The 22616-nt window shown below is 59.8% G+C and carries 21 protein-coding genes; 15 read left to right on the top strand and 6 right to left on the bottom strand.

Features of this window, described 5'->3' with window-relative positions; translation table 11 throughout:
- Positions 1–92: 92 nt before the first annotated feature.
- From H6F58_RS11840 to folP, 5 genes are all read right to left on the bottom strand, one after another.
- Complete coding sequence (locus tag H6F58_RS11840; RefSeq protein WP_171920139.1) at positions 93–659, bottom strand: anti-sigma factor; 567 nt, start codon at positions 657–659, stop codon at positions 93–95.
- 124 nt (positions 660–783) lie between these two features.
- Positions 784–1245 (bottom strand): tRNA (cytidine(34)-2'-O)-methyltransferase, encoded by a 462-nt coding sequence (locus H6F58_RS11835; protein WP_146275450.1) that lies wholly within the window; start codon positions 1243–1245, stop codon positions 784–786.
- A 44-nt stretch (positions 1246–1289) separates the two neighbouring features.
- Positions 1290–2189 carry a J domain-containing protein gene (locus H6F58_RS11830; RefSeq protein ID WP_060702016.1) on the bottom strand — a complete coding sequence of 300 codons (900 nt, stop codon included), beginning with the start codon at positions 2187–2189 and terminating at the stop codon, positions 1290–1292.
- A gap of 310 nt (positions 2190–2499) precedes the next feature.
- On the bottom strand, positions 2500–3237 hold the full coding sequence (locus H6F58_RS11825; RefSeq protein WP_171920138.1) for a pyrimidine reductase family protein: 738 nt from the start codon (positions 3235–3237) through the stop codon (positions 2500–2502).
- A 13-nt stretch (positions 3238–3250) separates the two neighbouring features.
- Positions 3251–4171 (bottom strand): dihydropteroate synthase, encoded by a 921-nt coding sequence (folP, locus tag H6F58_RS11820; protein WP_348536395.1) that lies wholly within the window; start codon positions 4169–4171, stop codon positions 3251–3253.
- A gap of 119 nt (positions 4172–4290) precedes the next feature.
- Between folP and H6F58_RS11815 the strand changes: the two genes are divergently transcribed.
- The 3 genes from H6F58_RS11815 to mnmA are packed head-to-tail and all read left to right on the top strand — an operon-like array spanning position 4291 to position 7498.
- Positions 4291–5109, top strand: a complete 819-nt coding sequence (locus tag H6F58_RS11815; protein WP_146275444.1) for a hypothetical protein — start codon at positions 4291–4293, stop codon at positions 5107–5109.
- Between the two features lie 20 nt (positions 5110–5129).
- Positions 5130–6365, top strand: coding sequence for a cysteine desulfurase family protein (locus tag H6F58_RS11810; protein ID WP_146275442.1), 1236 nt, complete (start codon positions 5130–5132; stop codon positions 6363–6365).
- Positions 6362–7498 carry a tRNA 2-thiouridine(34) synthase MnmA gene (mnmA, locus tag H6F58_RS11805; RefSeq protein ID WP_146275440.1) on the top strand — a complete coding sequence of 379 codons (1137 nt, stop codon included), beginning with the start codon at positions 6362–6364 and terminating at the stop codon, positions 7496–7498. Before H6F58_RS11810 ends, mnmA begins: the two co-directional genes overlap by 4 nt.
- Before the next feature lie 97 nt (positions 7499–7595).
- Here mnmA and H6F58_RS11800 read toward each other — a convergent pair whose 3' ends face one another.
- Positions 7596–7955, bottom strand: a complete 360-nt coding sequence (locus H6F58_RS11800; RefSeq protein ID WP_060703419.1) for a hypothetical protein — start codon at positions 7953–7955, stop codon at positions 7596–7598.
- 227 nt (positions 7956–8182) lie between these two features.
- On the opposite strand from H6F58_RS11800, the gene H6F58_RS11795 reads away from it, so the two are divergent.
- The 12 genes from H6F58_RS11795 to H6F58_RS11740 all read left to right on the top strand — a co-directional run bounded on the left by H6F58_RS11795 (position 8183) and on the right by H6F58_RS11740 (position 22492).
- On the top strand, positions 8183–9811 hold the full coding sequence (locus H6F58_RS11795) for an ABC transporter substrate-binding protein (protein ID WP_195181824.1): 1629 nt from the start codon (positions 8183–8185) through the stop codon (positions 9809–9811).
- A gap of 139 nt (positions 9812–9950) precedes the next feature.
- Positions 9951–11039: an ABC transporter permease gene (locus H6F58_RS11790; protein ID WP_060702009.1), complete on the top strand. Its 1089-nt coding sequence runs from the start codon at positions 9951–9953 to the stop codon at positions 11037–11039.
- A 2-nt stretch (positions 11040–11041) separates the two neighbouring features.
- Positions 11042–12028 (top strand): ABC transporter permease, encoded by a 987-nt coding sequence (locus tag H6F58_RS11785; protein WP_146275436.1) that lies wholly within the window; start codon positions 11042–11044, stop codon positions 12026–12028.
- Positions 12025–13725 (top strand): ABC transporter ATP-binding protein, encoded by a 1701-nt coding sequence (locus tag H6F58_RS11780; RefSeq protein ID WP_060702007.1) that lies wholly within the window; start codon positions 12025–12027, stop codon positions 13723–13725. Before H6F58_RS11785 ends, H6F58_RS11780 begins: the two co-directional genes overlap by 4 nt.
- Positions 13726–13823: 98 nt before the next feature.
- Entirely contained in the window at positions 13824–14195 is a 372-nt protein-coding gene (locus H6F58_RS11775) for a chorismate mutase (RefSeq protein ID WP_060702006.1), read from the top strand.
- Positions 14188–15249 carry a hypothetical protein gene (locus H6F58_RS11770; RefSeq protein ID WP_195181823.1) on the top strand — a complete coding sequence of 354 codons (1062 nt, stop codon included), beginning with the start codon at positions 14188–14190 and terminating at the stop codon, positions 15247–15249. Before H6F58_RS11775 ends, H6F58_RS11770 begins: the two co-directional genes overlap by 8 nt.
- A 136-nt stretch (positions 15250–15385) precedes the next feature.
- Positions 15386–16066: an MtrAB system response regulator MtrA gene (mtrA, locus tag H6F58_RS11765; protein WP_060702004.1), complete on the top strand. Its 681-nt coding sequence runs from the start codon at positions 15386–15388 to the stop codon at positions 16064–16066.
- Positions 16063–17871 carry an MtrAB system histidine kinase MtrB gene (mtrB, locus tag H6F58_RS11760; protein WP_146275433.1) on the top strand — a complete coding sequence of 603 codons (1809 nt, stop codon included), beginning with the start codon at positions 16063–16065 and terminating at the stop codon, positions 17869–17871. The genes mtrA and mtrB overlap by 4 nt, the downstream gene beginning before the upstream one ends.
- Positions 17871–19574 (top strand): LpqB family beta-propeller domain-containing protein, encoded by a 1704-nt coding sequence (locus H6F58_RS11755; protein ID WP_146275431.1) that lies wholly within the window; start codon positions 17871–17873, stop codon positions 19572–19574. Before mtrB ends, H6F58_RS11755 begins: the two co-directional genes overlap by 1 nt.
- A gap of 69 nt (positions 19575–19643) precedes the next feature.
- Entirely contained in the window at positions 19644–20432 is a 789-nt protein-coding gene (locus H6F58_RS11750) for a ComF family protein (RefSeq protein WP_171918562.1), read from the top strand.
- 168 nt (positions 20433–20600) lie between these two features.
- Positions 20601–21299: a ribosome-associated translation inhibitor RaiA gene (raiA, locus tag H6F58_RS11745; protein WP_084793418.1), complete on the top strand. Its 699-nt coding sequence runs from the start codon at positions 20601–20603 to the stop codon at positions 21297–21299.
- A gap of 38 nt (positions 21300–21337) precedes the next feature.
- Entirely contained in the window at positions 21338–22492 is a 1155-nt protein-coding gene (locus H6F58_RS11740; RefSeq protein WP_171918563.1) for a crosslink repair DNA glycosylase YcaQ family protein, read from the top strand.
- Positions 22493–22616 lie beyond the last annotated feature (124 nt).

The following is a 22616-nucleotide window of genomic DNA, read 5'->3' as shown; positions in this document are numbered from 1 at the left end:
AGGTCCAGTCAAAAACCAAAGGTGCCTGTGGCCGATGGAGGAAATATTCCTCATCGGCCACAGGCACCTTTAGTTGAAGCGTGATGCTTAGGCTAAGAGCCCTGGCTGGCCTGGGAGCTTGCATCCTTGCTCAATGGAAGGTCCACAGAAGCCTCGGTATCTTCCGAAGGCGCCGAAGGCGTATCCGAGCTTTCGACGGTGATATGAATGGCGATGATGTCATCGGCTGGCGCGTATCCTGCTGAAGCATCCTCGCCATTGCTTGTCGTGATGACCGAGACGCTGCCCGATTCGTGGATGGCCCAAGCAACATACTGCTCCGACTCTTCCAAAGGAGGCAGCGAAGTCAGTTCAACGCCGATGGCGTCTTCCGACTTTGAGCTGCTCAGATTAGCTTGCCCGCCGCTTTTGAGCTCGACCGGAACTGAGATGGCGTCGTCGGCCTTGGATGCCTTGGACGCTTTGGTTCCACCATTGAGCAGGGAGAAGATGACTAGCGCCAGAACGGCGATGACCGCTACGCCCACGACCGCGAAAATCCAGCGTCGTGGTCTGGTTTTTCGTTCAGCTCGTGAACTGCTGGCCACGTGGCTCACCAGGTCTAGTCCCAGGTCTTCGTCCTGGGGCTCGTCGCGGTGCTGGGAATGGCTACCGTTCATTGTCTTGGATTCTCCCGAAAGGTCGTCGGCACAGTTCAATACCCGCATGCTTACGGGCACAGTAAAGAGCTTACTTTATAAAGATTAGGTAAAGCTGTATACGCGGCGATTGAAGACTGGTACTTTAAGCGCCGGCAAATCCATGCTGCCGCCAAGCCTCGTAGGCAACAATCGATGCAGTATTAGCCAGATTCAGCGACCGGCGGCCCGGCAGCATCGGCAGCCGCACCAGTTCTGTGACACGCGGATGCTTCTTATCGTCGGCGCTGAGTCCCGATGATTCTTTGCCGAACAGGAAGATGTCGCCTGGCTCGTAGCTGATGTCCGAGTAGACCGCTTGGCCCTCGGAAGTGAAAGCGAAAACGCGTCCTTCCCCCAAGGCTTCAAAGGCAGCGTCAAGATTTTCGTGGACCGTGACGTTCGCCATGTCATGGTAATCCAACCCCGCACGACGCAAATTGGCATCATCGAAATTGAAGCCTAGCGGCTTGACCAAGTGCAGTTCGGCACCGGTAATGGCCGATAGGCGGATGGCATTTCCGGAATTACCCGGGATCTCTGGGGCGTTGAATACGATACGAAACACTTAACCAGTTTAAGCGCTGCCGGTGGGCATTCGCGCCATTGAACTCAGTACATCGCCTCGCGTAAATGGGCCAAGGACGCACGGTCGACAACATTTGGGGTAGGTCCCGATCCCAAGAACAGTTTTAGTTCCCTCACGAGCCCAGCCGCGTTGAGCACATTTGGGGTCGTTGCAAGGGCCGGGTTCGCATTGCGGTGGTATTCGATAACCGGTTCGTGCCGATTCCCGTTGGGGGAGAGGACCAAGGTAAATGCCATCACGTTCATCTGCATGAAGCTTCGCTGGAGTGCAGAGATTGAGAAGGCGGGCGGTTGGGTCATCTTATTTCCATGACGCAGCACATTGCCGTCGAAAGAGTAGTAGCCCTCTGGCAGCGTCATAGTATTGATGACCGCCATGCGATAACCGGCCACCAGCACGTGGTCATAGTGGCCACCGTGCGGTGCGGCTACCCCATTTACGAGGCGGGCCGCTGGCAATACGTTCAGCACGTTCTTGCTCAGCAAGTTGATCGTGTTGGCTTCGCGGACCAATCGCGCCCTGTTGGCGAACAAGCCGCGCTTGCGTGGTTCGCCGTGAATCTTCTGTTCGGAAAGTTCTCTGCTCAACCAGGTGAACGACGCATCTGAGAACTCAGGAACGTATTCCGTAGAAAGCTGAGCTTTTGGCTGCTGGGGCGATTTGCGCAGTCGCTCATCAAATGGACGGGCGGAGAATCCGGCTCGGGGTGCTTCGCCTGGCTTTTGAAAAGTTTCGTCGTGGCTCAAGGGGTTCGCCAGAACAGAGATATCCTGAAATGCCTGTTGGACTTCCTTGAATTTTTCCTCGCTGCCACCCAGATCGGGATGCGTTGCCCTGGCCGCCCGGCGATAGGCAATCTTGATCTCTTCCATGCTGGCCGAAGGAGCAACACCAAGGATTTCGTAAGGGCTCGGCGTGCTCATGGTCCAGATAGGTCCTCTCGAATGGGAAGGCAATGTGCCAGTGCATTCCAGTTTAGCTAATGGAGCCCCACAAATAATCGGGTTGTGCTCACAGCTCAGCAATCACATTTCGCGTGAAGACTTTTGATCTTGTCGCGATCGACCACATGGTTTTCCGACCGTTCGCTGGAAATGCTGCGGGTCCACATCACGTCCAGGATTTGGCGCCACCGCAGCGTGCAATGGGTATTTGCGCGAACTGGTCGAAACAACCGCTGGTTGCCAGGAGGACTGCACTACAGTGTTCGCGTCCTCGACAGAATCTTCGCGTTTATTGGCCGATCCTGTAGTCGCAGAAGAGCATGCTCCCTTCTTCGAATAAATGGTTCAAGTAAAAGCGCTGGAATGTCTGCCGGGCATGGGCTGCAATACGCATCCCGTTGCCGGCTACGACAACCGGAGAGTAGCTGAGGCAAGCCGAATCCACCATGCCAGCAGCCATGAACTGGCCGAAGATATGAGGCCCGCCCTCGCAATGAACGAATCCCAGTCCGCGCTGGGTCAAGTGGTCTACGACTTCCTTGGGGTCGCATCCTCCTTCCCTCTCCGGAACCTGAATGAGCTCAACGCCGTTTCCGTAGGATTCGCGTTGCTCGTCCGTGACTTCAACGATGGTGAAGACGATGACCGGAACAGGCGATTGGCTGAAGATCTCTGCTGAGGGGTTCAGATGCAAGCCGGCAGAGATTAGCGCCAATGCCGGATGGGCGGATAGCCCGTTGCGGGTGCGCCACTCTCGGTCTTCTGCCGAAACCAGGTCTCCTTCGTAGCCTTCGGCACGGACAGTGCCGGCGCCAACGACGATAACGTCTGCTAGACGGCGAAGCAGAGCGAAAATCCTCTGGTCGCCCTTTGAACCCAATTTCGCAGACAAGCCATCGGCTTGGGCGCTGCCATCGATGCTGCTGACAAAATTGAAACGTACAAAGGGGCGTTGTGCACTGTTATAGCGTTCCAACAACTGTTCATCGCTGACGTTGTTGATTGGCTCTGGAAGCAGGGCTCGCATGTATGTCGTTCCTTTACTTGCTGGGTTCTCGTTCAGGATGCGCCGGCGGATTCACATCACCCATATTGTGGATCTGGTAAGCCGGCTCGCGCCAGCCCTGCGCGGCTTCAATAAGCCGAACAGTTTGCACCGACTCGGGGATGTTGTGCATGCGCAAAATTCGGGCTCCGTTCATGGCGCAAATTGTGGCTGCGACCATGGAGCCGAGAGCGCGCTCGGCTTTTGGCAGGTCCAAGGTTTCGCCGATGAAGTCCTTGTTCGAAACGGCGGCAAGTGCTGGGAATCCCAAGTCCGCAAAGGCCTGGAAATTCTTGGTGATCTCAAGAGTATGCCGTGTGTTTTTATTGAGGTCATGACCCGGGTCAACAATGATTTTTGATGGTGAAATTCCAGCAGCGATAGCCAGTTCAATTTTGTCCTTCAAATACTGTCGTACGTCCGCAACCACATCGGCATATTGCGGTCGAGGGTAAATCGTTCGAGGCTTTGCCAGCGAGTGGGTTATCACTAAATGCACATTGTTCTTGGCGACGACTTCTGCCAGTTCGGGATAGGCAAGGCCGGTAGTGTCATTGATGACATCGGCGCCGGCATCGATAGCCGCCTGGGCAACCCTGGGCTGAAAAGTGTCCGCTGAAATGATCGCGTCGCTGTATTCTCGAACAGCCTGTATGACGGGGACAATTCGCTCGGCTTCCTCTTCCCATGCAAGCTCAGGCCCGGGCGAGAAGGGCACGCCCCCGATATCAACCCAATCGGCGCCGTCATTGACAGCCTGCAAAGCTGCGGACACGGCCTGGTCAAGTCCGAAGGTGGACCCGGCATCGTAGAAGGAATCCGGGGTGCGGTTGATCACTGCCATGATGGCTATTCTTCGAGAGAAATCGATGGATTGCCGAGAAAACTCGTGGATGGGATCTAGCAACTCAGGCATGAACATCGATGAAAGCTCCCTTGCAGTAAACGTCGCGGGTCACGAGGTATTTATTCATTCATACCACCGACCGCATTCCCAAAGCAGATTTCACACATGGACATGGCTAGGCTAAGGACATGCAGTTTTCACATATTTCAGCAGAGCAAGGCCAATGGATTGCCTCGGCCTGCTCGTCGGCGGATCCCTCAACTGTGGTGGCACAGGTTCCGGAAGGCTACGAACGATACGTTCGGATCTTGCACCCAGCTCTGGACGAAGACGACCAACTGGTCAACTGGGGGACTGTAGCCCAGAGCCGCAACCACATCATTACCGCGGCAGACTTGTTTGAAACTGTGGCCGGTTTGGACGCCCAAGGCGATCCGGTGGAAGAAGACGCGTGGGTAGACACCGACTTGCCGCTAGATCAGCTTCCAGAGCAGCAATGGCAATCGCTCATCGATACCCTCATCCATGGCGCCAGGCCAGAACAGGAATATGTTGTCGGGCTGTGGGCCGGGTATGCCTTCATTGAGGGTGGCGAGAGAATCCAAATCGAGCAAGAGCCGGATCCGCAGCTGAGCGATGAAGAAAATCGGGAAGCGTACCAAGCGGCGTTGGCAGAGGCCCAAAAGCCGGCATTCGGGCCAGAAATCTTGAACGCGGCACCACTGGAATTGGGTGGCGGATACCGGAACTATCACCTGTTCGAAGCCGATGCGCAGTTCCTGGCACACCCGCTGTGGGCCGAAACGGTGGACGGAGCACAACGCCAGCGACCGGCCCTGGCTTTCCCGGCGGATCGCAGCTGGATGCTCTCAACCGAGCCATACGATGACTGCACCCTTCTCGGCGGGCCTGCGGCGCTGATCGAGGCGGTCCTAGAAAATCCTGGCCTTGAAACCATTGAGGTCGGCCAATTCACACGCATTGGCCATTCAAACGAGGGTCGGTAAAGCCGTACCATTAAAGGGTTATGAATACTTCCGCCGTATACCTGGATCACGCGGCAACCACCGATCTGAATCCTGCCGCCTTGGCTGCCATCACTGAGCAGTACGCGCGCACCGGCAACCCCTCGTCCTTGCATGGCGCTGGACGCCGTGCCAACAGGGCCGTGGATGATGCCCGCCTCGCTGTCGCCCAGGCCGCCGGCGCGCACTTGAGCGAGCTGATTTTCACTTCGGGTGGTACGGAGTCTGACAATTTGGCCATCAAGGGCTTGTTCTGGAACCGCGTCGCCGCCAACGACCAGGCGCGTACTATCGCGCTAACCGGAATAGAGCACCACGCGGTACTGGATACCGCCATGTGGCTTGAAGAACATGAAAACGCGACCCTACTGTGGCTTCCAGTGGATCAGGACGGGGTCGTGGATCTTTCAGCTGCGGCGTCGCTTTTTGAACAGCATCACGAACAGATTGCCCTGGCCACATTGATGTGGGCCAATAACGAGGTGGGCACCGTGCAACCGGTAGCCGAATTTGCCGCGCTGGCATCCCAATATGGCATTCCGGTGCATTCGGACGCGGTGCAGGCTTTCGGCGCAGTGGACGTGAACTTTGCAGAATCCCACCTCGCCACCATGGCTATTAGCGCGCACAAGATTGGCGGGCCAGTGGGCATCGGCGGTTTGCTGGTGCGCCGGGATATCGTGCTCACCCCGGTGCAGCATGGCGGCGGTCATGAACGGAAGCTGCGGTCGGGAACGCTTAACGCAGCTAGCGCGGCGGGTTTTGCCGCAGCCGCGACGGCGGTACGGGCGCAGATGGTTGACGAGTCTTCGCGGCTGAGCGAATTGCGCGAGTACGCGGTGCAGCGCATTTCCGAGATAATTCCTGAAGCGGTCCTCAACGGCCCCCGCGATGCCGCCAACGAAGGCCACAGGCTACCCGGGAACCTTCATTTCACGTTCCCCGAATGCGAGGGCGACTCGTTGCTCTTCCTCTTGGACATGTTCGGAATCGCATCATCCACTGGCTCAGCGTGCACCGCTGGCGTTCCGCAACCCTCGCATGTTTTATTGGCCATGGGACGCGATGCGCGCAGCGCACGAAGTGTGCAACGCTTCACATTGGGGCATACATCGACGCGTTCTGACGTTGACGCATTAATAGACGCTTTGCCCGAAGCATATGCACGGGCAAAAAAGGCTGGCATGGCAGCCGATGAAAGCAGCATCCACACGGCAGGAACAGGTTTTACACGATGAAGGTACTAGCAGCGATGTCCGGAGGCGTGGACTCGGCAGTAGCCGCGGCCCGCGCAGTTGAAGCCGGCCACGACGTCGTCGGCGTGCACTTGGCGCTTTCGCGCATGCCAGGTACTTTGCGCACTGGTTCGCGTGGTTGCTGCACTGTCGAAGACTCCAATGATGCGTGGCGTGCCTGCGATAAATTGGGTATCCCGTTCTACGTGTGGGACTTCTCCGACCGCTTCGCAGAAGACGTCGTACAGGACTTCGTGGATGAATACGAAGCAGGACGCACCCCGAACCCTTGCATGCGTTGCAACGAGAAGATCAAGTTCGCTGCGCTGCTGGAGAAGGCGTTGGCTTTGGGCTTTGACGCAGTGTGCACCGGCCACTACGCCAAGGTCCTGCGTGACGAGGACGGCGCGCCCCAGCTGCATCGAGCAGCTGACTGGGCCAAGGACCAGTCCTATGTTCTTGGAGTGCTGACCCACGAACAGCTGGAGCATTGCATGTTCCCGCTGGCCGAAACCCCGTCCAAAGCCGAAGTCCGCGCCGAAGCTGCCGCCCGTGGCCTGACCGTTGCCAATAAGCCTGATAGCTACGACATCTGCTTCATCCCAGACGGCGACACCCGAGGGTGGCTCGCCGAGCGCATCGAAATGAAGCCGGGCGAGATCGTAGACCATGAGGGCAATCCACTTGGCGAGCACGAAGGCGCCCAGGCCTTCACCGTGGGCCAGCGCAAGGGATTGCGCCTGGGCCGCCCGGCTTCCGACGGAAAGCCGCGCTTTGTGCTGGAAATCCGCCCGAAGGAAAACAAGGTGATCGTCGGACCGGAGGCTCTGCTGGCCGTAGACCAGCTACGCGGAATCCGCATCTCATGGGCCGGCTTGCCTATCGCCGAGGTATTCACCGGCGAGAAGTTCAGCTGCATGGTCCAGGTCCGTGCCCATGGCGATCCCGTAGAAGCCGTGGCGCACATGGAGCGTTCTGGAGAAGGGCACGACGAACTGGTCGTCAACCTGCCAGAAGGCATGCGCGGAGTAGCGCCCGGCCAGACCATGGTGGTTTACCAGGGCAGTCGCGTCCTTGGACAGGCCACCATCGATTCGGCTCGTTCGAGCGCTTGGGACTCCGAAAAGGTCCGCTAATACAGCAAAATACCTCCGGGAGCAGATGCGTTGGCATCTGCTCCCGGAGGCATTTTTATGCCCTTTTCATTTTCAAGGGCATGAATCTTGCTCTTGGCTAGTCCTCGTCAACGATGCCAAACATATGTGCTGAAATGTCTTGGTATTCAACGCGAGTCTTGCCGGCTTCCAGCTTTGGAAGCTGGGCCGGGGAGTGGCTGTGGCAGTGCACAAAGTCGAAAGTCGGCCACCACTTCTTCGGGCGCTCATATTCGCTGAACCCGCAGACTTCGCATACTAGGTGAACCCATACCGGGCGTTTGCCAGTTCGGTTGGCCCTTGACTGGACCAGCCACGCAGGCGGGTTGGTGTTCAGCTCCCGGAATTCTGCTTCAGACATGCGCGAAGGTACGCCATGGCGCTTGGCCATCTCTACAGGGATATCTAACGCGATTGCCGCGTCTCTACGAGTCATCATTGTCATCTAGCTTATGCCACCGGGGAATACGCGCGGTAAGAATTTTTCGGCGGTGCCGGCATCGCCGAAAATCCCCGTGGTCCCAAGCACAACGAGGTACGACCGAGGGCACACTTTTTGCCGATATTCCCGATGATCGTTCGTCAATAGTGCCGCGCATCACATAGGATATGTGAAACATGTGTTAATCATCACCACACATGCGTGTATCTAGAAAAGGATGATTCATGACTCGCACAAAGAACGGACTGCGACTCGCAGCAGCCGTTGTGGGTATTTCTGCCCTGGCTCTGACTGGTTGCACCTCAGCCTCAGAAGACAGCAACTCCGGTGGCTCGGGCGAATCCAGCGCCCCCATCACCTTGGGCACCACCGACAAAGTGACCTCCCTTGACCCAGCCGGTTCCTACGACAACGGCTCATTCATGGTCATGAACCAGATTTTCCCGTTCTTGCTGAACTCCGAGCCGGGCAGCCCCGAGCCTTCGATGAGCTTGGCAGAATCGGCGGAATTCACTACGCCTACCGAATACACCGTGAAGCTCAAGAGCGGTTTGAAGTGGGCCAACGGACACGACCTCGACTCCAAGGACGTGAAGTTCACCTTTGACCGCCAGCTGAAGATCGCCGACCCGAACGGACCATCATCGCTGCTCGGCAACGTGGAATCCATCGAAGCGCCGGACGCCACCACCGTCGTCTTCAAGCTGAAGGTCGGCAATGACCAGACCTTCCCGCAGGTGCTCACCTCGCCAGTTGGCCCGATCGTCGATGACGAAGTCTTCCCGGCGGACAAGCTCCTGGAAGACCAGAAGATCGTTGAAGGCAAGGCCTTTGGCGGACAGTACGTCATTGATTCCTACAGCAAGAACAACCTGATCTCGTTCAGCGCCAACGACTCCTACGCGGGCGTGCTTGGAAAGCCGGCCAACAGCAAGGCCGCGATCAAGTACTACGCGGATGCCAACAACCTCAAGCTTGAGGTCCAGGAAGGCAAGATCGATGTCGCCTGGCGTTCGCTGACGCCAACCGATATCGAGGACCTTGGCAAGGACGAAAACCTGGCCGTGCACAAGGGCCCAGGTGGCGAATTGCGCTACATCGTCTTCAACTTCGACACCATGCCATACGGCGCCAAGACTGCCGATGCCGATGAGGCAAAGTCACTGGCTGTCCGCCAGGCAGCGGCCCATCTGGTTGACCGCGAAGCAATCGCGAAGAACGTCTACAAGGACACCTACACCCCGGCATACTCCTATGTTCCGCAGGGCTTTACCGGGGCAGCCGAGCCGCTCAAGGACATGTACGGGACCGACGGCAAGCCAGATGCCGCCAACGCCAAGAAGGTGCTGGAAGACGCCGGTGTGGAAACTCCGGTCAAGCTGGCCCTGCAGTACAACCCGGACCACTACGGTCCGAATTCCGGTGACGAGTACGCACTGGTTGAAAAGCAGCTGGAGGCCGATGGCCTGTTCGACGTCGATCTGAAGTCCACCGAATGGGTGACCTACCAGAAGCAGCGCGTCACCGACTACCCGGCCTACCAGCTGGGCTGGTTCCCGGACTACTCGGATGCCGACAACTACCTCTCGCCGTTCTTCGCCAAGGACAACTTCCTGTCGAACAACTACGACAATCCAGAGGTCGACAAGCTGATCGCTGACCAGCGCGGCATGACCGACGCTGGCGAGCGAACCGCGGCGATCGGGAAACTGCAGACCATGGTAGCTGAGGACCTCTCCACGCTGCCGCTGCTGCAGGGTTCACAGGTAGCCGTCGCAGGCAAGGACGTCAAGGACGTCGACAAGACCTTGGATGCATCATTCAAGTTCCGCCTGGGCGTGCTGAGCAAGTAATCAGCCTGCCTGCAAACATCAAATCGAAGGGGATCCGGCGTGCGCCGTACACCACGCGCATGCTGGATCCCCTTGGCATGTGCCATCGCAGGACCTTGCGGCGGCACATGCCAAGCATCCTGAACTATAAGGACTGACGATGACCACCACGTCACCACCGGGCCAAGAAACCAGCCCGATAGCAGCACCCAAAGCCAAGAATCAAGGTGGCGGGTTCCTGCGCTACTTGATCACGCGATTTTTGCTGATCATTCCCACTGTCTTCATCCTCATCACAGTGGTGTTCTTCCTGATGCGAGTGACCGGAGATCCGATCACCGCAGCCATGGGCGGACGGCTGACCCCCGACCAGCTCGCCGCGCGAATCCACGAAGCCGGATATGACCGGCCAATCCTGATCCAGTACTTCGAATACCTGGGGCAGGTCTTCAGCGGCGATCTGGGCCGGACCCTCAGCGACAACCGTGCGGTGACCGAGGTGCTGACCACCTATGGTGCCGCCACCTTGGAACTGGCCATCAACTCGGTGATCGTTGCCCTGCTGGTGGGCATCCCGCTGGGCCTGGTCGCCGCGAAATTCCGCGACCGCTACCCGGACGCCATATTGCGCATCCTGGCCATCCTGGGCTACGCCACCCCGGTGTTCTTCGCAGGTCTGATCCTCAAGCTCGTGTTCGGCGTGTGGCTGGGCTGGCTTCCGATCAGCGGCCGTGCCGACTGGCAGACCGAACTGGAGCTCACCGGCCTGCAGAGCCCCTCGGGCATCTACTGGCTCGATGCGCTTCGCAGCGGCAACATGGGCGCCTTCTGGAATGTCGCCGAGCATGCGCTGCTTCCCGCGCTGGCTCTTGGCCTGCTCACCGGCGGCGTGTTCCTGCGCCTGGTGCGCACCAACGCCATCGGAACCCTGGGACGCGAATATGTCGAAGCGGGACGTTCGCGCGGCGTGAGCGAATTCCGCCTGACCACCAAGCACGCCTACCGTCCGGCGCTGATTCCCATCATCACCGTCATGGGCCTGCAAATCGCCATGCTGCTCGGCGGGGCCGTGCTGACCGAAACCACCTTCGAATGGTCCGGCCTGGGCTTCAAGCTCGCCGAATACCTCACGGCCCGCGACTTTGTCGCAGTACAGGGCATCGTGGTGCTGCTGGCCATAATCGTTGCCGTCACCAACTTCATCGTTGACGTGCTGGCCGCATTGATCGACCCGAGAGTCAGGTACTAAACATGGCTACGCCCACCTTGCCAACCTCCGCCGGTGCCCGGCTGAAACAACTCCCGGTGATTTCGCACCTGCGGATGTCCTCCGGGCTGCAGCGCGGCATGCTGATTGCCGGCCTCGTGCTCTCGGCGCTATTCCTCCTGTGCGCGCTCCTGGCGCCGCTGATCGCGCCCTTCGACTTCGCCCAGTCCTCGGATGCCTCCGGGGATTTCCCGCGGCAGGCCGCACCTGATGGAAAGTTTATCTGGGGTACCACCTCCACTGGCTATGACGTGTTCACCCGCACCCTGTATGGCGCGCAAACCGCCATCTGGGTCATCGTGGCCGCCGTGATCATGTCCCTGTTCGTCGGCGTGCTGCTGGGCTTGGTCTCCGGCTACCTCGGCGGCTGGTTCGACCGGATCATGGTTGTCCTCGCCGACGCGATCTACGCTTTCCCCTCGCTGCTGCTGGCCATCGTCATGTCCATCGTGATCTCGCAGGGGCAGTCCTCGCTCTTCGGCGGCATCATGGCCGCGGCCATTTCCATCACCGTGGTGTTCATACCGCAATATTTCCGAGTGGTCCGCGCCGAAGTGATGCGCCTGAAGGCCGAACCGTTTGTCGAGTCGGCACAGGTGATCGGTGCCAGCCCGTGGCGAGTGATGTTCACCCACTTGTTGCGCAATTCCACTCGCACCCTCCCGCTGATCTTCACCCTGAATGCCACCGAGGCGCTGCTGACCTTGGCGGGCCTGGGCTTCCTGGGCTTTGGCATCGAACCAACTGCGGCCTCCGAATGGGGCTATGACCTGAACCGCGCGATGTCCGATGCCACCAGCGGCATCTGGTGGACGGGCCTGTTCCCGGGCTTGGCCATCGTGCTGACCGTCATGGGCCTGACCCTGGTCGGGGAGTCCATGAATGACCTGAATGATCCACGGCTGCGGCGCTTCAGCCGGAAGAAAGCCAAGCGAATCACGCAGTCCGCACAGGCAGGAGCAGCCCAGTGAAGCAGAGTTCAACCGATACCCGTCGCGCTCAGGACGCGGGGGCCGATGTCCTTCGCATTGAAGGGCTGAATATCGACTTTGTCACCGACGCCGGGGCAGTGCCAGCGGTGCGGGGAGTGGACCTCGAAGTCAAGGCCGGAGAGATCCTGGCGATTGTCGGCGAATCAGGCTCGGGCAAGTCGGTCACGGCCCGCACCGCACTGGGCATTCTCGCGGAAAACGGTGCCGCCCATGGCGGGGTCTACCTCAACGGCAAGAACATGCTCACCCTGCACGGCTCCCAATTGCGCGCCGTGCGCGGCCGCGATGTGGCCATGGTGTTCCAGGAGCCTTCCACCGCGCTGAACCCGGTGTTCACCGTGGGCTGGCAGATCATGGAAGGGATTCGCACCCACAACAAGGTCTCCAAGAAGGAAGCCAAGGCCCGAGCCATTGAAGCCATGCGCCAGGTCGGCATTCCCGACCCGGAGCAACGGGTGAACTACTATCCGCACCAATTCTCCGGCGGGCAGAAGCAGCGAGTGGTGATCGCCGCGGCCCTGGCCCTGAAGCCGAAGCTCATCGTTGCCGACGAGCCGACCACCGCCCTGGACGTGACCGTGCAGGCGGAAATCCTCTCGCTGCTGCGTGAGCTGCGCGGGGAACTGGGCACCGCGATCGTGATCATCACCCACAATATGGGCGTGGTTGCCGATATCGCCGATCGCGTGGTCGTGATGAACCAGGGGCAGATCGTCGAGCAGGCGCCGGCACTGGAACTGTTCGAGCGGCCCCAGGAGGACTACACCAAGTCCCTGCTGGCCGCCGTGCCGCACCTCGGACGGGACAGCGCCTCCGAGCATCTGGCCCAGCGCCCCCATGAGGATGCGCAGGTCCTGGTGGAAGCCACCGGGCTGGGGGTGCATTTCCCCGGGCGCCTGGGCGCCCCGGGGTTCACCGCGGTCAAGGACGTCGACCTGAAAATCCATGCCGGCGAGGTCTACGGCCTGGTGGGCGAGTCGGGATCGGGCAAGACCACCATTGGGCGCAGCATCGCAGGGTTGAACCGCATCACCTCGGGATCCCTCAAGGTCCTGGGCTACGAGATGGCGCAATTCAAGGAGCGCAGCTTCAAGCCCTTGCGCGAGCAGATCGGTTTTGTCTTCCAGGACCCGGCGGCAAGCTTCAACCCGCACCTGACCGTGGGCGAATGCGTTGCGGAGCCGCTGGCCGTGCATCGCGACCTCAACCCGGCGCAAAGCCGGGCCAAGGTCGCGCAGCTGCTGGAGGCTGTCCAGCTGCCGGCAGGATTTGCCCAGCGCTACCCGCACGAGCTTTCCGGCGGCCAGCGCCAGCGCGCTTCCCTGGCCCGTGCGCTGGCGCTGGATCCGAAACTGCTGATTGCCGACGAGCCGACCAGCGCCCTGGACGTGTCGGTGCAGGCCAAGGTGCTTGAGCTGTTCCGGGAATTGCAGAACGAGCTCGGTTTCGCCGCGCTCTTCGTTTCCCACGATTTGGCAGTGGTTGACCAGCTGGCCACCTGGGTGGGCGTGCTCTACCGGGGAAGCCTGATCGAAGAGGGACTGGGGTCCAAGGTCCTGGCGAACCCGCAGCACAGCTACACCCAGCGGCTGATCGCCTCGCTGCCGGTCCCGGACCCGCGCGAGCAGGCCCAGCGCCGAAAACTGATCGAAGAACTGAACCAGGCCCAACCCTGATTCGACCACCGGCTGGCATGCCCCCGCTGCGCGACCCGCGCCGCGGGGGCATGTCACTTTGTGGGAGATTTGGCAGGTGAACCCGTAAGCTTAACACCATGAACGAGCCGAAAAACACTGCACTGAATGAGTCATTCGACCCGCACGCCAGCTCGTTGCACGGTGAGGTCCAGAATGAAGTGCTTCAGGAGCTATACGCCATCCGCGGCAGCATCGACAATTTCGATGCACAATTGGTCTACCTGTTGGCCGAGCGCTTCAAGGCGACCCAGCGGGTAGGACACCTCAAAGCCCAGCACAAGCTTCCACCGAGCGATCCCAACCGCGAAAAGGCGCAGATCGAGCGCCTGCGGGCCCTGGCGCACGAGGCGCACCTCGATCCAGAATTCGCCGAGAAGTTCCTGAATTTCGTGATTTCCGAAGTGATCCGCCACCACCAGAATATTTCCGACTCGCACAACGATGCCTGAGCAGCCCCATCAGCCAGAGCGCAACGACGTGCATGCCACCGCGTTCTGCCAGTTTCCCGGAACCGACCCGCTGCAAATCCACGAGATCATTCGCGGAGAGCTGGGAGAGCCGAACCTTGCGGTCTTCCCGCAGCTTGCCGACCGGGGAGTAGGGGCCGACGCGGTCGGGCGCAGCGCCACGCTGCTCGCCGAGATCGGATTCGACCTGCAGCCGCACGGCTGGCGCGTCGGCGTGAACGACGGCGTTGATGCCCGCAGGGCACGCAGCATCCTGCGCAGCGACGAAAATCTGCTGGCCGACGTGCTCGGCGCCGAGCAGAAGCCTGCCCAGCGGCTCAAGCTCACGGTGCTCGGGCCATGGAGCCTCGCGGCACGCCTCTACCTCTCCAGCGGCGAGCGGACGGTCAGCGATCACGGCGCTCGCCGGGACATCATTGCCGCCTACGCCCATGGGCTCAAAGAGCACCTCGACCGGCTCGCGCGCATCACCAGCGTGCGGTCATTCACCCTGCAGCTTGATGAGCCGCAGTTCGCTGACGTGCTCGATGGCACCATCAAGACCTCCAGCGGCTACCGCACGCTGCGCTCGATTCCGCGATCCGAAGTGCGCAACAGCTATGAGGAGTTCTTCAAGGTGCTCTGCGCCGATTCGCCGCAGCACCAGATCCAGCCCTTGCTGAACCTGCCCACGGGCGATGAGCGCTGGATCGAGCGGATGGATCTGCTCACCCAAGCCGGCACCACTGCGGTGGCCGTCGACCCGCAGGGCATGGGCCATCGCCAATGGGAACGGGTGGCCGGATTTGTCGAGGGCGGCGGCAGGGTTTTCCTGCAGGTGCTGGCTCCCGGGCTGCGGGCTCCGGGCGTGGTCGAAGCAGTTCATTCGATCTTGCGCCCGTGGCGGCAACTTGGCTTGGCAGATAGCCAGCTTGGCTCGATGACGCTGATGCCCCGTGGGGATTTCACCCGATGCACCAGCGCTGAAGCGGTCAGCACCTTGCAGCATCTTTCCTCCTATGCCCAAGCGTTGGAGCAAACGCGCGTCGACGCATAACGGTTTGGTTTATTCGTGCCGGTCACAGCCGGAATACGGCAGCTGATCATGTATCTTAGGAATAGTGGGGTAGCTGATCTGCCCGGTTTGACCAGACGGTTGGAACCTCAGGCCTACGGTTATAGGGGGACATGGGATGAAAGCACGGATTTTAGTCGTTGACGACGATGAGGCATTGTCGGAAATGATTGGCATCGTTCTGCAAAATGACGGCTTTGAAGCATCATTTTGCTATGAAGGATCCGGTGCACTAGCGGCATTCCGTGAGTTCAACCCCGACCTGGTACTTCTGGACCTGATGCTCCCGGGCATCGACGGCATTGAAGTCTGCAAGCAGATCCGTGCCGAATCCGATGTGCCAGTGGTCATGCTGACCGCCAAATCGGATACCGCCGACGTGGTGCGCGGATTGGAATCCGGCGCCGACGACTACGTGCCCAAGCCGTTCAAGCCCGCCGAGCTTGTGGCCCGCGTGCGCGCCCGCTTGCGCCCGAGCGAGACCCACGCTGCCGAAACCCTGCAGGTTGGCGAAGTCTCCATCGATGTTGCCGGCCACCAGGTCACCCGTGGCAAGGATTCCGTTTCGCTGACCCCGCTGGAATTTGACCTGCTGGTGACCATGGCCCGCAAGCCGTGGCAGGTCTTCAGCCGCGAGCAGCTGCTCGAAGCAGTCTGGGGCTACCGCCATGCGGCAGATACCCGGCTGGTTAACGTCCACGTCCAGCGCCTGCGTTCCAAGATCGAAATCGACCCCGAGAAGCCGCAGATCATCCAAACCGTACGCGGGGTGGGATACAAAGCAGGTACGGCGAGTTGAGCTCACCCGCGTCGACCGGCAAGGAGCTGATTCCGCTCGACGTGTCTGCCCAAACTCGATCGAAGCGGTTCTCCCCAGCCAAGCTGCAGCCCTGGCTCAGGCGCCCATTGCTGGCGCTCAGGCAGCGCTGGCAACGGCATTTGATCTATCGCACGGTGATCTCCACCCTGCTGTTCACCACGTTGGCCCTGTTGGCGGCCGGCGCATTCCTCTCGAACCAGATTGCCTCCACGCTCTACGAGGAGCGGGTTAATCAGATCTCCAAGGAGTCCGAGCGGGGCCTGACCCAGGCCCGGTCAATCCTCGAATCGGCGTCAACCACCGACCGCGCCTCGACCCAGGCGCTGGTCAACTCGACGCTCGCCTCCCTTGAAGGCGATGGCGCCACGGTGGTGCGCGACTTTGTCCTCATGCCCATCGCCGGTGACCAGAGCCTCTATGTCGGCCCGATGGCTTCGGGATCGCTGACCACGCGGGTGATCCCGGCGGATCTTGCCGAAAGGATCGCCGGCGAGCAGGGCATCTATTGGCGTTCTGTTGAACTGGGCAATGACGACCAGGCCCAGCCAGGCCTCGTTGTGGGCACCAAGGTCCTGATTCCGCCGGGCCGCGAGTACGGGCTGTACCTTGTCTACGACCTGTCCAGCGTCCAGTCCACCCTGGAATTCATCAACCGCGCCCTGGCCTTCACCGGCTTGATCCTGCTTGCCGTAGTCGGTTTTGTGGCCTGGTCGGTGGCGCGTACCGTGGTCCGCCCGGTAGCCGATGCGGCCTACGTTTCCGAGCGGATTGCCTCCGGCGATCTCGACCGGCGCATGAAGGTCGCAGGCAAGGACGAGGTGGCCCGTTTGGGTACTGCCTTCAACCACATGGCGCATTCCTTGCAGGAGCAGATCACCCAGTTGAACAATCTCTCCGCGATGCAGCAGCGCTTCGTCTCCGATGTCTCGCATGAGCTGCGTACCCCGCTGACCACGGTGCGCATGGCCGCGGAAGTCATCCACGACGCGCGCGAGGACTTCGATCCGCTCACCGCACGCTCTGCCGAGCTGATGTACAACCAGATCGAGCGCTTCCAGCACTTGCTCAATGACCTGCTCGAAGTCTCCCGCTTTGACGCCGGTGTGGCGGTCTTGGACCGGGAGTCCACCGACCTCAATGCGATCGCCCGCAAGGTGATCGAGACTGCCACGCCGGTCGCCGATGAATACGGATCGATCATTCGGCTGAACGCGCCCAGCGAAGGCTGCGTGGCGGAAGTCGATCCGCGCCGCGTCGAGCGAATCATTCGCAACCTTGTTCTCAACGCGGTGGAACACGGCGAAAGCAACCCGATCGACATCACGATCGCCGCGAACCAGGGCGCCGTGGCAGTTTCCGTTCGCGACTACGGCATTGGCATGTCCCAGGATGCTTGCCAGCACGTCTTCGACAGGTTCTGGCGCGCCGATCCGGCACGTGCGAGAACCACTGGCGGCTCCGGGCTCGGCCTGTCGATCTCCATGGAAGACACCCGGCTGCATGAGGGGCGTCTGGAGGCGTGGGGCAAGCCGAAGGTTGGCTCGGTATTCCGCCTGACACTGCCCAAGTCCGAAGAACATGAAATTGATTCTTCGCCACTGCCGCTGGAGCCGGCCGTCCCGGAAAACATCCTGCCTCCGGTGGGGGACAGCTTCCCGCTGACCGGCGAGGTGCCCAAGATCGGCTACACGCCGTTGATCCTCGGCCTCGATGATGCCCTGGCCGACGATGACGTGACTGATCCGGGCGCGCCGAGCAGCGAAACGAAAAAGGAGGAGAACTAGTGGCTCAAAAACTGCGGGTCCTGCTCTGCTCGCTCTTGGCGGGGCTGCTGGTCCTCTCCGGTTGCGCCTCGATTCCGCGTTCCTCCAGCGTCCAGCAGATCGAGGCAGGAACAGAAGACGGCGGCGGTGAAAGCTACAGCTACGCAGCTGAAGGGCCGGCCGATGGCGCCGATGCCCGGGCCATCGTCGAGGGTTTTGTCGAAGCTGGGCGATCGGTCGCCGAGGACTATGCGGTGGCCCGCGAATTCATGACAGCCGAGCTGAAAAACTCATGGCGCGGAGACACCCAAACGCTGATCTATGAGGCCTTCAACGTGGTTAACGGGGCCGATGCCAACCAGTACACCATCCAATTGGAAATCACTGGGGAAGTGGACGCGCAAGGAGTGCGCACCAATTACGCGAGCCATTCAACCCGGGCCGTGGATATCAAGGTAGCCAAGGTCGATGACCAGTGGCGCATTATTGATGCCCCCGATGGCACCATGCTCGAAGCCTCGACTTTCACCAAGATCTTCGCCGCGCAGACCCTGTATTTCTATGACGCCAGCTACGCCTACCTCGTTCCAGATGTCCGCTGGTTTACCTCCGGATCCGGGACTGCCACGTCCATGGTTGAAGCATTGCTCAAGGGGCCGGCCCCATACCTGCAGAACGCGGTGGTTTCGGCCTTCTCCTCGGCCAGCCAATTGGTCCGCTCGGCGGTGCCAGTGCGCGATCGCGAGGCAACCATTGACCTGAATTCTGATTCCTTTGCCGATACCACCGACCAGACTTTGCTGTTGATGAAGCAGCAGCTTGAAGCCTCGTTGACCAGCTTGTCGTCGGTGGACTCGGTCAAAATGCTGCGCGAAGAAAACGACGTGAACTTGGCTTCGAATGAATCGTCGATTGAGCCGGCGGAAATCAATCCGAGCACCCAAGACACGCTGGTGGGCATCTCCGACCAGGATCTGGTTTATGTCAAGGGCCGGTCGATTATCCCGGTGGGCGGACTGCCCGATGTGTCGGCCTATGATCCGAGGGATCCGGCGATGTCGCCGGTGGGCAACAGCTACGCGTTCCTCAACGGCCGGCGCACGCAGCTGTTGAGAATCGACGACTCGGGCAAGCTTCGGCTGGCGCTTTCAGGCAAGGATTTGATCCAGCCATCGATGGACGTGGCCGGCTGGACCTGGACGGCCGATAACGGGGCAAAAACCCCCATCATGGCCATTCCCGCTGACACCGAAACCAACGGCGAAGCGCGACCGATCGATGTGGCATGGCTGGAAGGAGCCAACATTGATTCCTTGCGTATTTCCCGTGATGGCGCACGAGCCCTGATCGTGGCCACCGACGGCAATTCAACCGCCGTTTATGTCGCTGGCATCATCCGCGATGCCGAAGGAGTGCCGCGCGGCCTGACCGATTCTCCGATGCGGCTGTATCCGGAGGTTCCGGTGAATACCGCACTATGGGATTCAGACAGCTCGATTATCGTGGCAGCACTGGACGACTCTGAAGCTGTAGAGGCAGCGCAGATGACCTTTGAAGGTGGCAGCGAGCACCTGCAGCTGCTGCTGGGCATGGTCGGTATCGCCACCGGCGTTGGCGAACGGCGCGAGGTCTACGCTGAAACGAATGAGAAGCTCTACACGCGTGTGGGCAATTCATGGCACGAGCTCGACGATTTTGCGCAGGACGTTGCCTACCCGGGCTAGATCCCCGCACTTTCCACATCCGGTCGGCCGCTTGGCCGCAGCCACGATCTTGAAAGCCATCCTGGAAAGATGGAAATACCGACAGCTTGGTTGCGCGCCTTGGACACCCTTAGCCAGCGGCGTTCGGTGAGGTGGATGAGTTTCGGCCTTCGGGAGCTGGCCAATTTTCTGGTGCCGACAAGCTGCGCAGTGTGCTCCAGAGCTGACTTTCGGCTCTGTCCCGAATGCCGAACCGAGATCCAGCATCAGCTTTTCCTACCGCCGCTGCCAGATGGACATCACCACTACGTCGAATTGCCGCTGATAGCCCAGCAGCTGCCGGTTAGTTCTTGCGGTATCTATGGCAGGGAATTGGCCCGTGCCATGCTGGCATTCAAGAACAAGCAGCGCTACTTTCTTGCCGCCGTCTTTGCCCCGTACCTGGCCGCAGCGATCAATTCCAGCTGTATTCCGCAGCCGGGGACGGTGGCCACCTATATTGTTGCCGTTCCCAGTTCGCTCAAGGCCGTGGGCAAGCGTGGGTATTCACCGGTGGCTTCGATGCTGGAGCATGGCATGGCCAGGGGGCTGTACCCCAGCGAACTGGTCATCAGGCCCCTGCTTCACTACCGTGCACGCTCGGTTCTTGCGGGCGCTCAGAAACTCAAGAGCGGGTCAGCCCGACGCGGCGGGCAAGAACATTTCATCGCCGAGCGCGCCGATGCTCCTGGACGCCCCGTCATATTGGTTGACGATGTCCTCACCACCGGGGCGACCCTGAGGCAGGCTGCAATGGCCTGTCATAAAGCGGGTTACAGCGTCACTTTAGGCATTGTATTGGCCTTGACCAAGCCCCCTAATCATGAGCCTGAACAGTGATTACGCTGAACGCGATAGGAAAACTACGCTTAGAGACTTGAATCTTCGCTGTGGTGGCCTAAGGTGAAGTATGGGTTGCATCACAGATGCAGCGAAAAGCCCATCTTCAGTCCGAAAGGATGGAATTTTCGGACTGTTGTGTCACCCGACTCTCTATTGGAGGACACCATGGAGCTGAACTACAGCGGACGCAATATCACCATTTCGGATCGTTTCCGTGAGTACGTGGATGAAAAAATAACCAAGGTCGACCAGCTGGCCACCAAGGTTCAACGCATCGACGTCAAGGTCCTCAAAGAATCACATGCCCGTGACCAGAGCACGGCGCTGTCCGTTGAATTGACAGTTGTTAGCCGCGGACCAGCAATTCGAGCCGAAGCTCGTGGAGCAGACAAGTTTGCGGCCTTCGACATCGCCTTCGCAAAACTTCTGGAACGACTGCGCAAGGCTCGCGACAAGCGCAAGGTCCACCGCGGCAACCACACTCCGGTCGCGGTGCATGAGGCAACTAGCGCCCTGCCAACCGTCTCAAGCGAGAAGTCCCTGGTGGAATCGACACTCGAAGCCCAAAAGGCGGCAGAGGCCGTACAGGCCGAAGAAGTGGCCGAATATTCGCCAGTGGTCATTCGCCGCAAGTCCTTCCCAGCTGAAGTGATGAGCGTTGACGATGCAGTGGATCGAATGGAGCTGGTCGGGCATCCGTTCTACCTGTTCATCGATGAAGCCACGGGCGAGCACGCGGTTGTATACGGCCGCACTCAATACCAGTACGGTGTCATCTCATTGGACCCATCGCTGAGTTCAAATGAAGAATCGACAACTGAAACTCGCGGGTACCGCGACAAGTCACTAGTTACCGAGGGTTAAGTATCAGCGCACAATCCACATTGGGCGGTCAGCGCGTCGTGAGCCAAAAGCAGGCCCGGCGAATCGCGTTGGCCGCCCAAGGCCTGTCTCGAAGCAGAACTGGACAAGCAGTTACTGCCCGGAAAATGGTCAGCACCGTCCAAGCGATCTCGCAACTGCAAATAGACTCGGTCAACGTGGTACGCCGAGCGCATTACATGCCGGTCTTCGCAAGACTGGGCGCCTACGACATCGGCAGCCTGGACAAAGTCCTATCGACTCCCGGCGGCCCCTTGACCGAATATTGGGCTCATGAGGCTTCGGTGGTGAGTTCTGAACTCGTCCCGGATCTGCGCCTGTGGCAACGACGCACGTGGATTGACAAGTCCGATGGGTTCACCGATGAACAGCAGGATTTATCCCATCGGGTAATGGACTACCTTGCGGCAAATCCCGGGTCCAGCGCCCGAGAAATTAGCTCGGCATTGGACGTTGCGCCGGCCTCCTCCAAGGAGCATTGGGGCTGGAACTGGAACGACACCAAATACGTCACGGAATCACTCTTCGCACGGGCCAAGATCCTCACGCTCGGCAGGAACTCGCAATTCGAACGCCGGTATGCACTGGCCCACGACGTTCTTGGAAAGCCTCTGGAGATCGACGGACTGCATCGCCAAGCAGCGCTTGAACGATTGATCGACCGCTCGCTGGCGGCTCAAGGAATTGCAACAGCACACTGCGTCGCTGAATATTTCCGCTTGCCCATTAGAGACGTCAAATCGGCGCTTGCGCATCAGGCAGCGGCCGGGAGAATTGAACAGGTGCAGGTATCTGGACTAGCCGAACCTTGTTACATGGTGCTGGGAACCAAGATTCCGCGCAAGATCGAACCTGACCTGCGGCTGCTATCGCCGTTTGATTCCATGGTTTTTAATCGACGACGCTTGGAATGCTTCTTCAACTTCGAGTATCGGATTGAAATTTATGTCCCTGAGCACAAGCGGCGCTACGGTTATTACGTCTTTCCAGTCCTCTACGGCGATGAATTTGTGGGTCGTGTGGATTTGAAAGCGGATCGGGCCCGAGGGGTGCTGCACGCCAAAAGCGTGCATTTTGAACGTGGCTGGGAAACTGAAGCCCACCCGCCACTGCTTGCCGAGTTGGAACGCATGGCCGGCTGGCTGGGGCTTGATGCAGTGCAAGTTGGGCTGTGAACAGGCTGTCCATCAAATTGTTGTTCGCTAGAAGAGCAGTACTCAACGGCGAGGATTTGCCAGATGCGCTGAATTCCTCACGTAGACTAAAGACGCCAGAAAATACTGTGCTTGAGATATTGGG

Source organism: Glutamicibacter sp. FBE19, from assembly GCF_015524875.1.
GTDB classification, from domain to species: Bacteria; Actinomycetota; Actinomycetes; order Actinomycetales; family Micrococcaceae; genus Glutamicibacter; species Glutamicibacter halophytocola.
The sequence above is the reverse complement of the archived record's forward strand: the minus strand, read 5'-3'. Positions and strand labels throughout refer to the sequence as shown.

What these genes read in the sequence shown, in the direction of transcription:
- H6F58_RS11770 (WP_195181823.1), top strand. Translation starts at nt 14,188, where the DNA reads ATGCCTGAGCAGCCCCATCAGCCAGAGCGCAACGACGTGCATGCCACC.
- H6F58_RS11840 (WP_171920139.1), bottom strand. Translation starts at nt 659, where the DNA reads ATGAACGGTAGCCATTCCCAGCACCGCGACGAGCCCCAGGACGAAGAC.
- H6F58_RS11750 (WP_171918562.1), top strand. Translation starts at nt 19,644, where the DNA reads ATGGAAATACCGACAGCTTGGTTGCGCGCCTTGGACACCCTTAGCCAG.
- H6F58_RS11830 (WP_060702016.1), bottom strand. Translation starts at nt 2,189, where the DNA reads ATGAGCACGCCGAGCCCTTACGAAATCCTTGGTGTTGCTCCTTCGGCC.
- H6F58_RS11785 (WP_146275436.1), top strand. Translation starts at nt 11,042, where the DNA reads ATGGCTACGCCCACCTTGCCAACCTCCGCCGGTGCCCGGCTGAAACAA.
- H6F58_RS11795 (WP_195181824.1), top strand. Translation starts at nt 8,183, where the DNA reads ATGACTCGCACAAAGAACGGACTGCGACTCGCAGCAGCCGTTGTGGGT.
- H6F58_RS11790 (WP_060702009.1), top strand. Translation starts at nt 9,951, where the DNA reads ATGACCACCACGTCACCACCGGGCCAAGAAACCAGCCCGATAGCAGCA.
- mtrA (WP_060702004.1), top strand. Translation starts at nt 15,386, where the DNA reads ATGAAAGCACGGATTTTAGTCGTTGACGACGATGAGGCATTGTCGGAA.
- H6F58_RS11775 (WP_060702006.1), top strand. Translation starts at nt 13,824, where the DNA reads ATGAACGAGCCGAAAAACACTGCACTGAATGAGTCATTCGACCCGCAC.
- H6F58_RS11815 (WP_146275444.1), top strand. Translation starts at nt 4,291, where the DNA reads ATGCAGTTTTCACATATTTCAGCAGAGCAAGGCCAATGGATTGCCTCG.
- folP (WP_348536395.1), bottom strand. Translation starts at nt 4,171, where the DNA reads ATGCCTGAGTTGCTAGATCCCATCCACGAGTTTTCTCGGCAATCCATC.
- raiA (WP_084793418.1), top strand. Translation starts at nt 20,601, where the DNA reads ATGGAGCTGAACTACAGCGGACGCAATATCACCATTTCGGATCGTTTC.
- H6F58_RS11810 (WP_146275442.1), top strand. Translation starts at nt 5,130, where the DNA reads ATGAATACTTCCGCCGTATACCTGGATCACGCGGCAACCACCGATCTG.
- H6F58_RS11825 (WP_171920138.1), bottom strand. Translation starts at nt 3,237, where the DNA reads ATGCGAGCCCTGCTTCCAGAGCCAATCAACAACGTCAGCGATGAACAG.
- H6F58_RS11800 (WP_060703419.1), bottom strand. Translation starts at nt 7,955, where the DNA reads ATGATGACTCGTAGAGACGCGGCAATCGCGTTAGATATCCCTGTAGAG.
- mnmA (WP_146275440.1), top strand. Translation starts at nt 6,362, where the DNA reads ATGAAGGTACTAGCAGCGATGTCCGGAGGCGTGGACTCGGCAGTAGCC.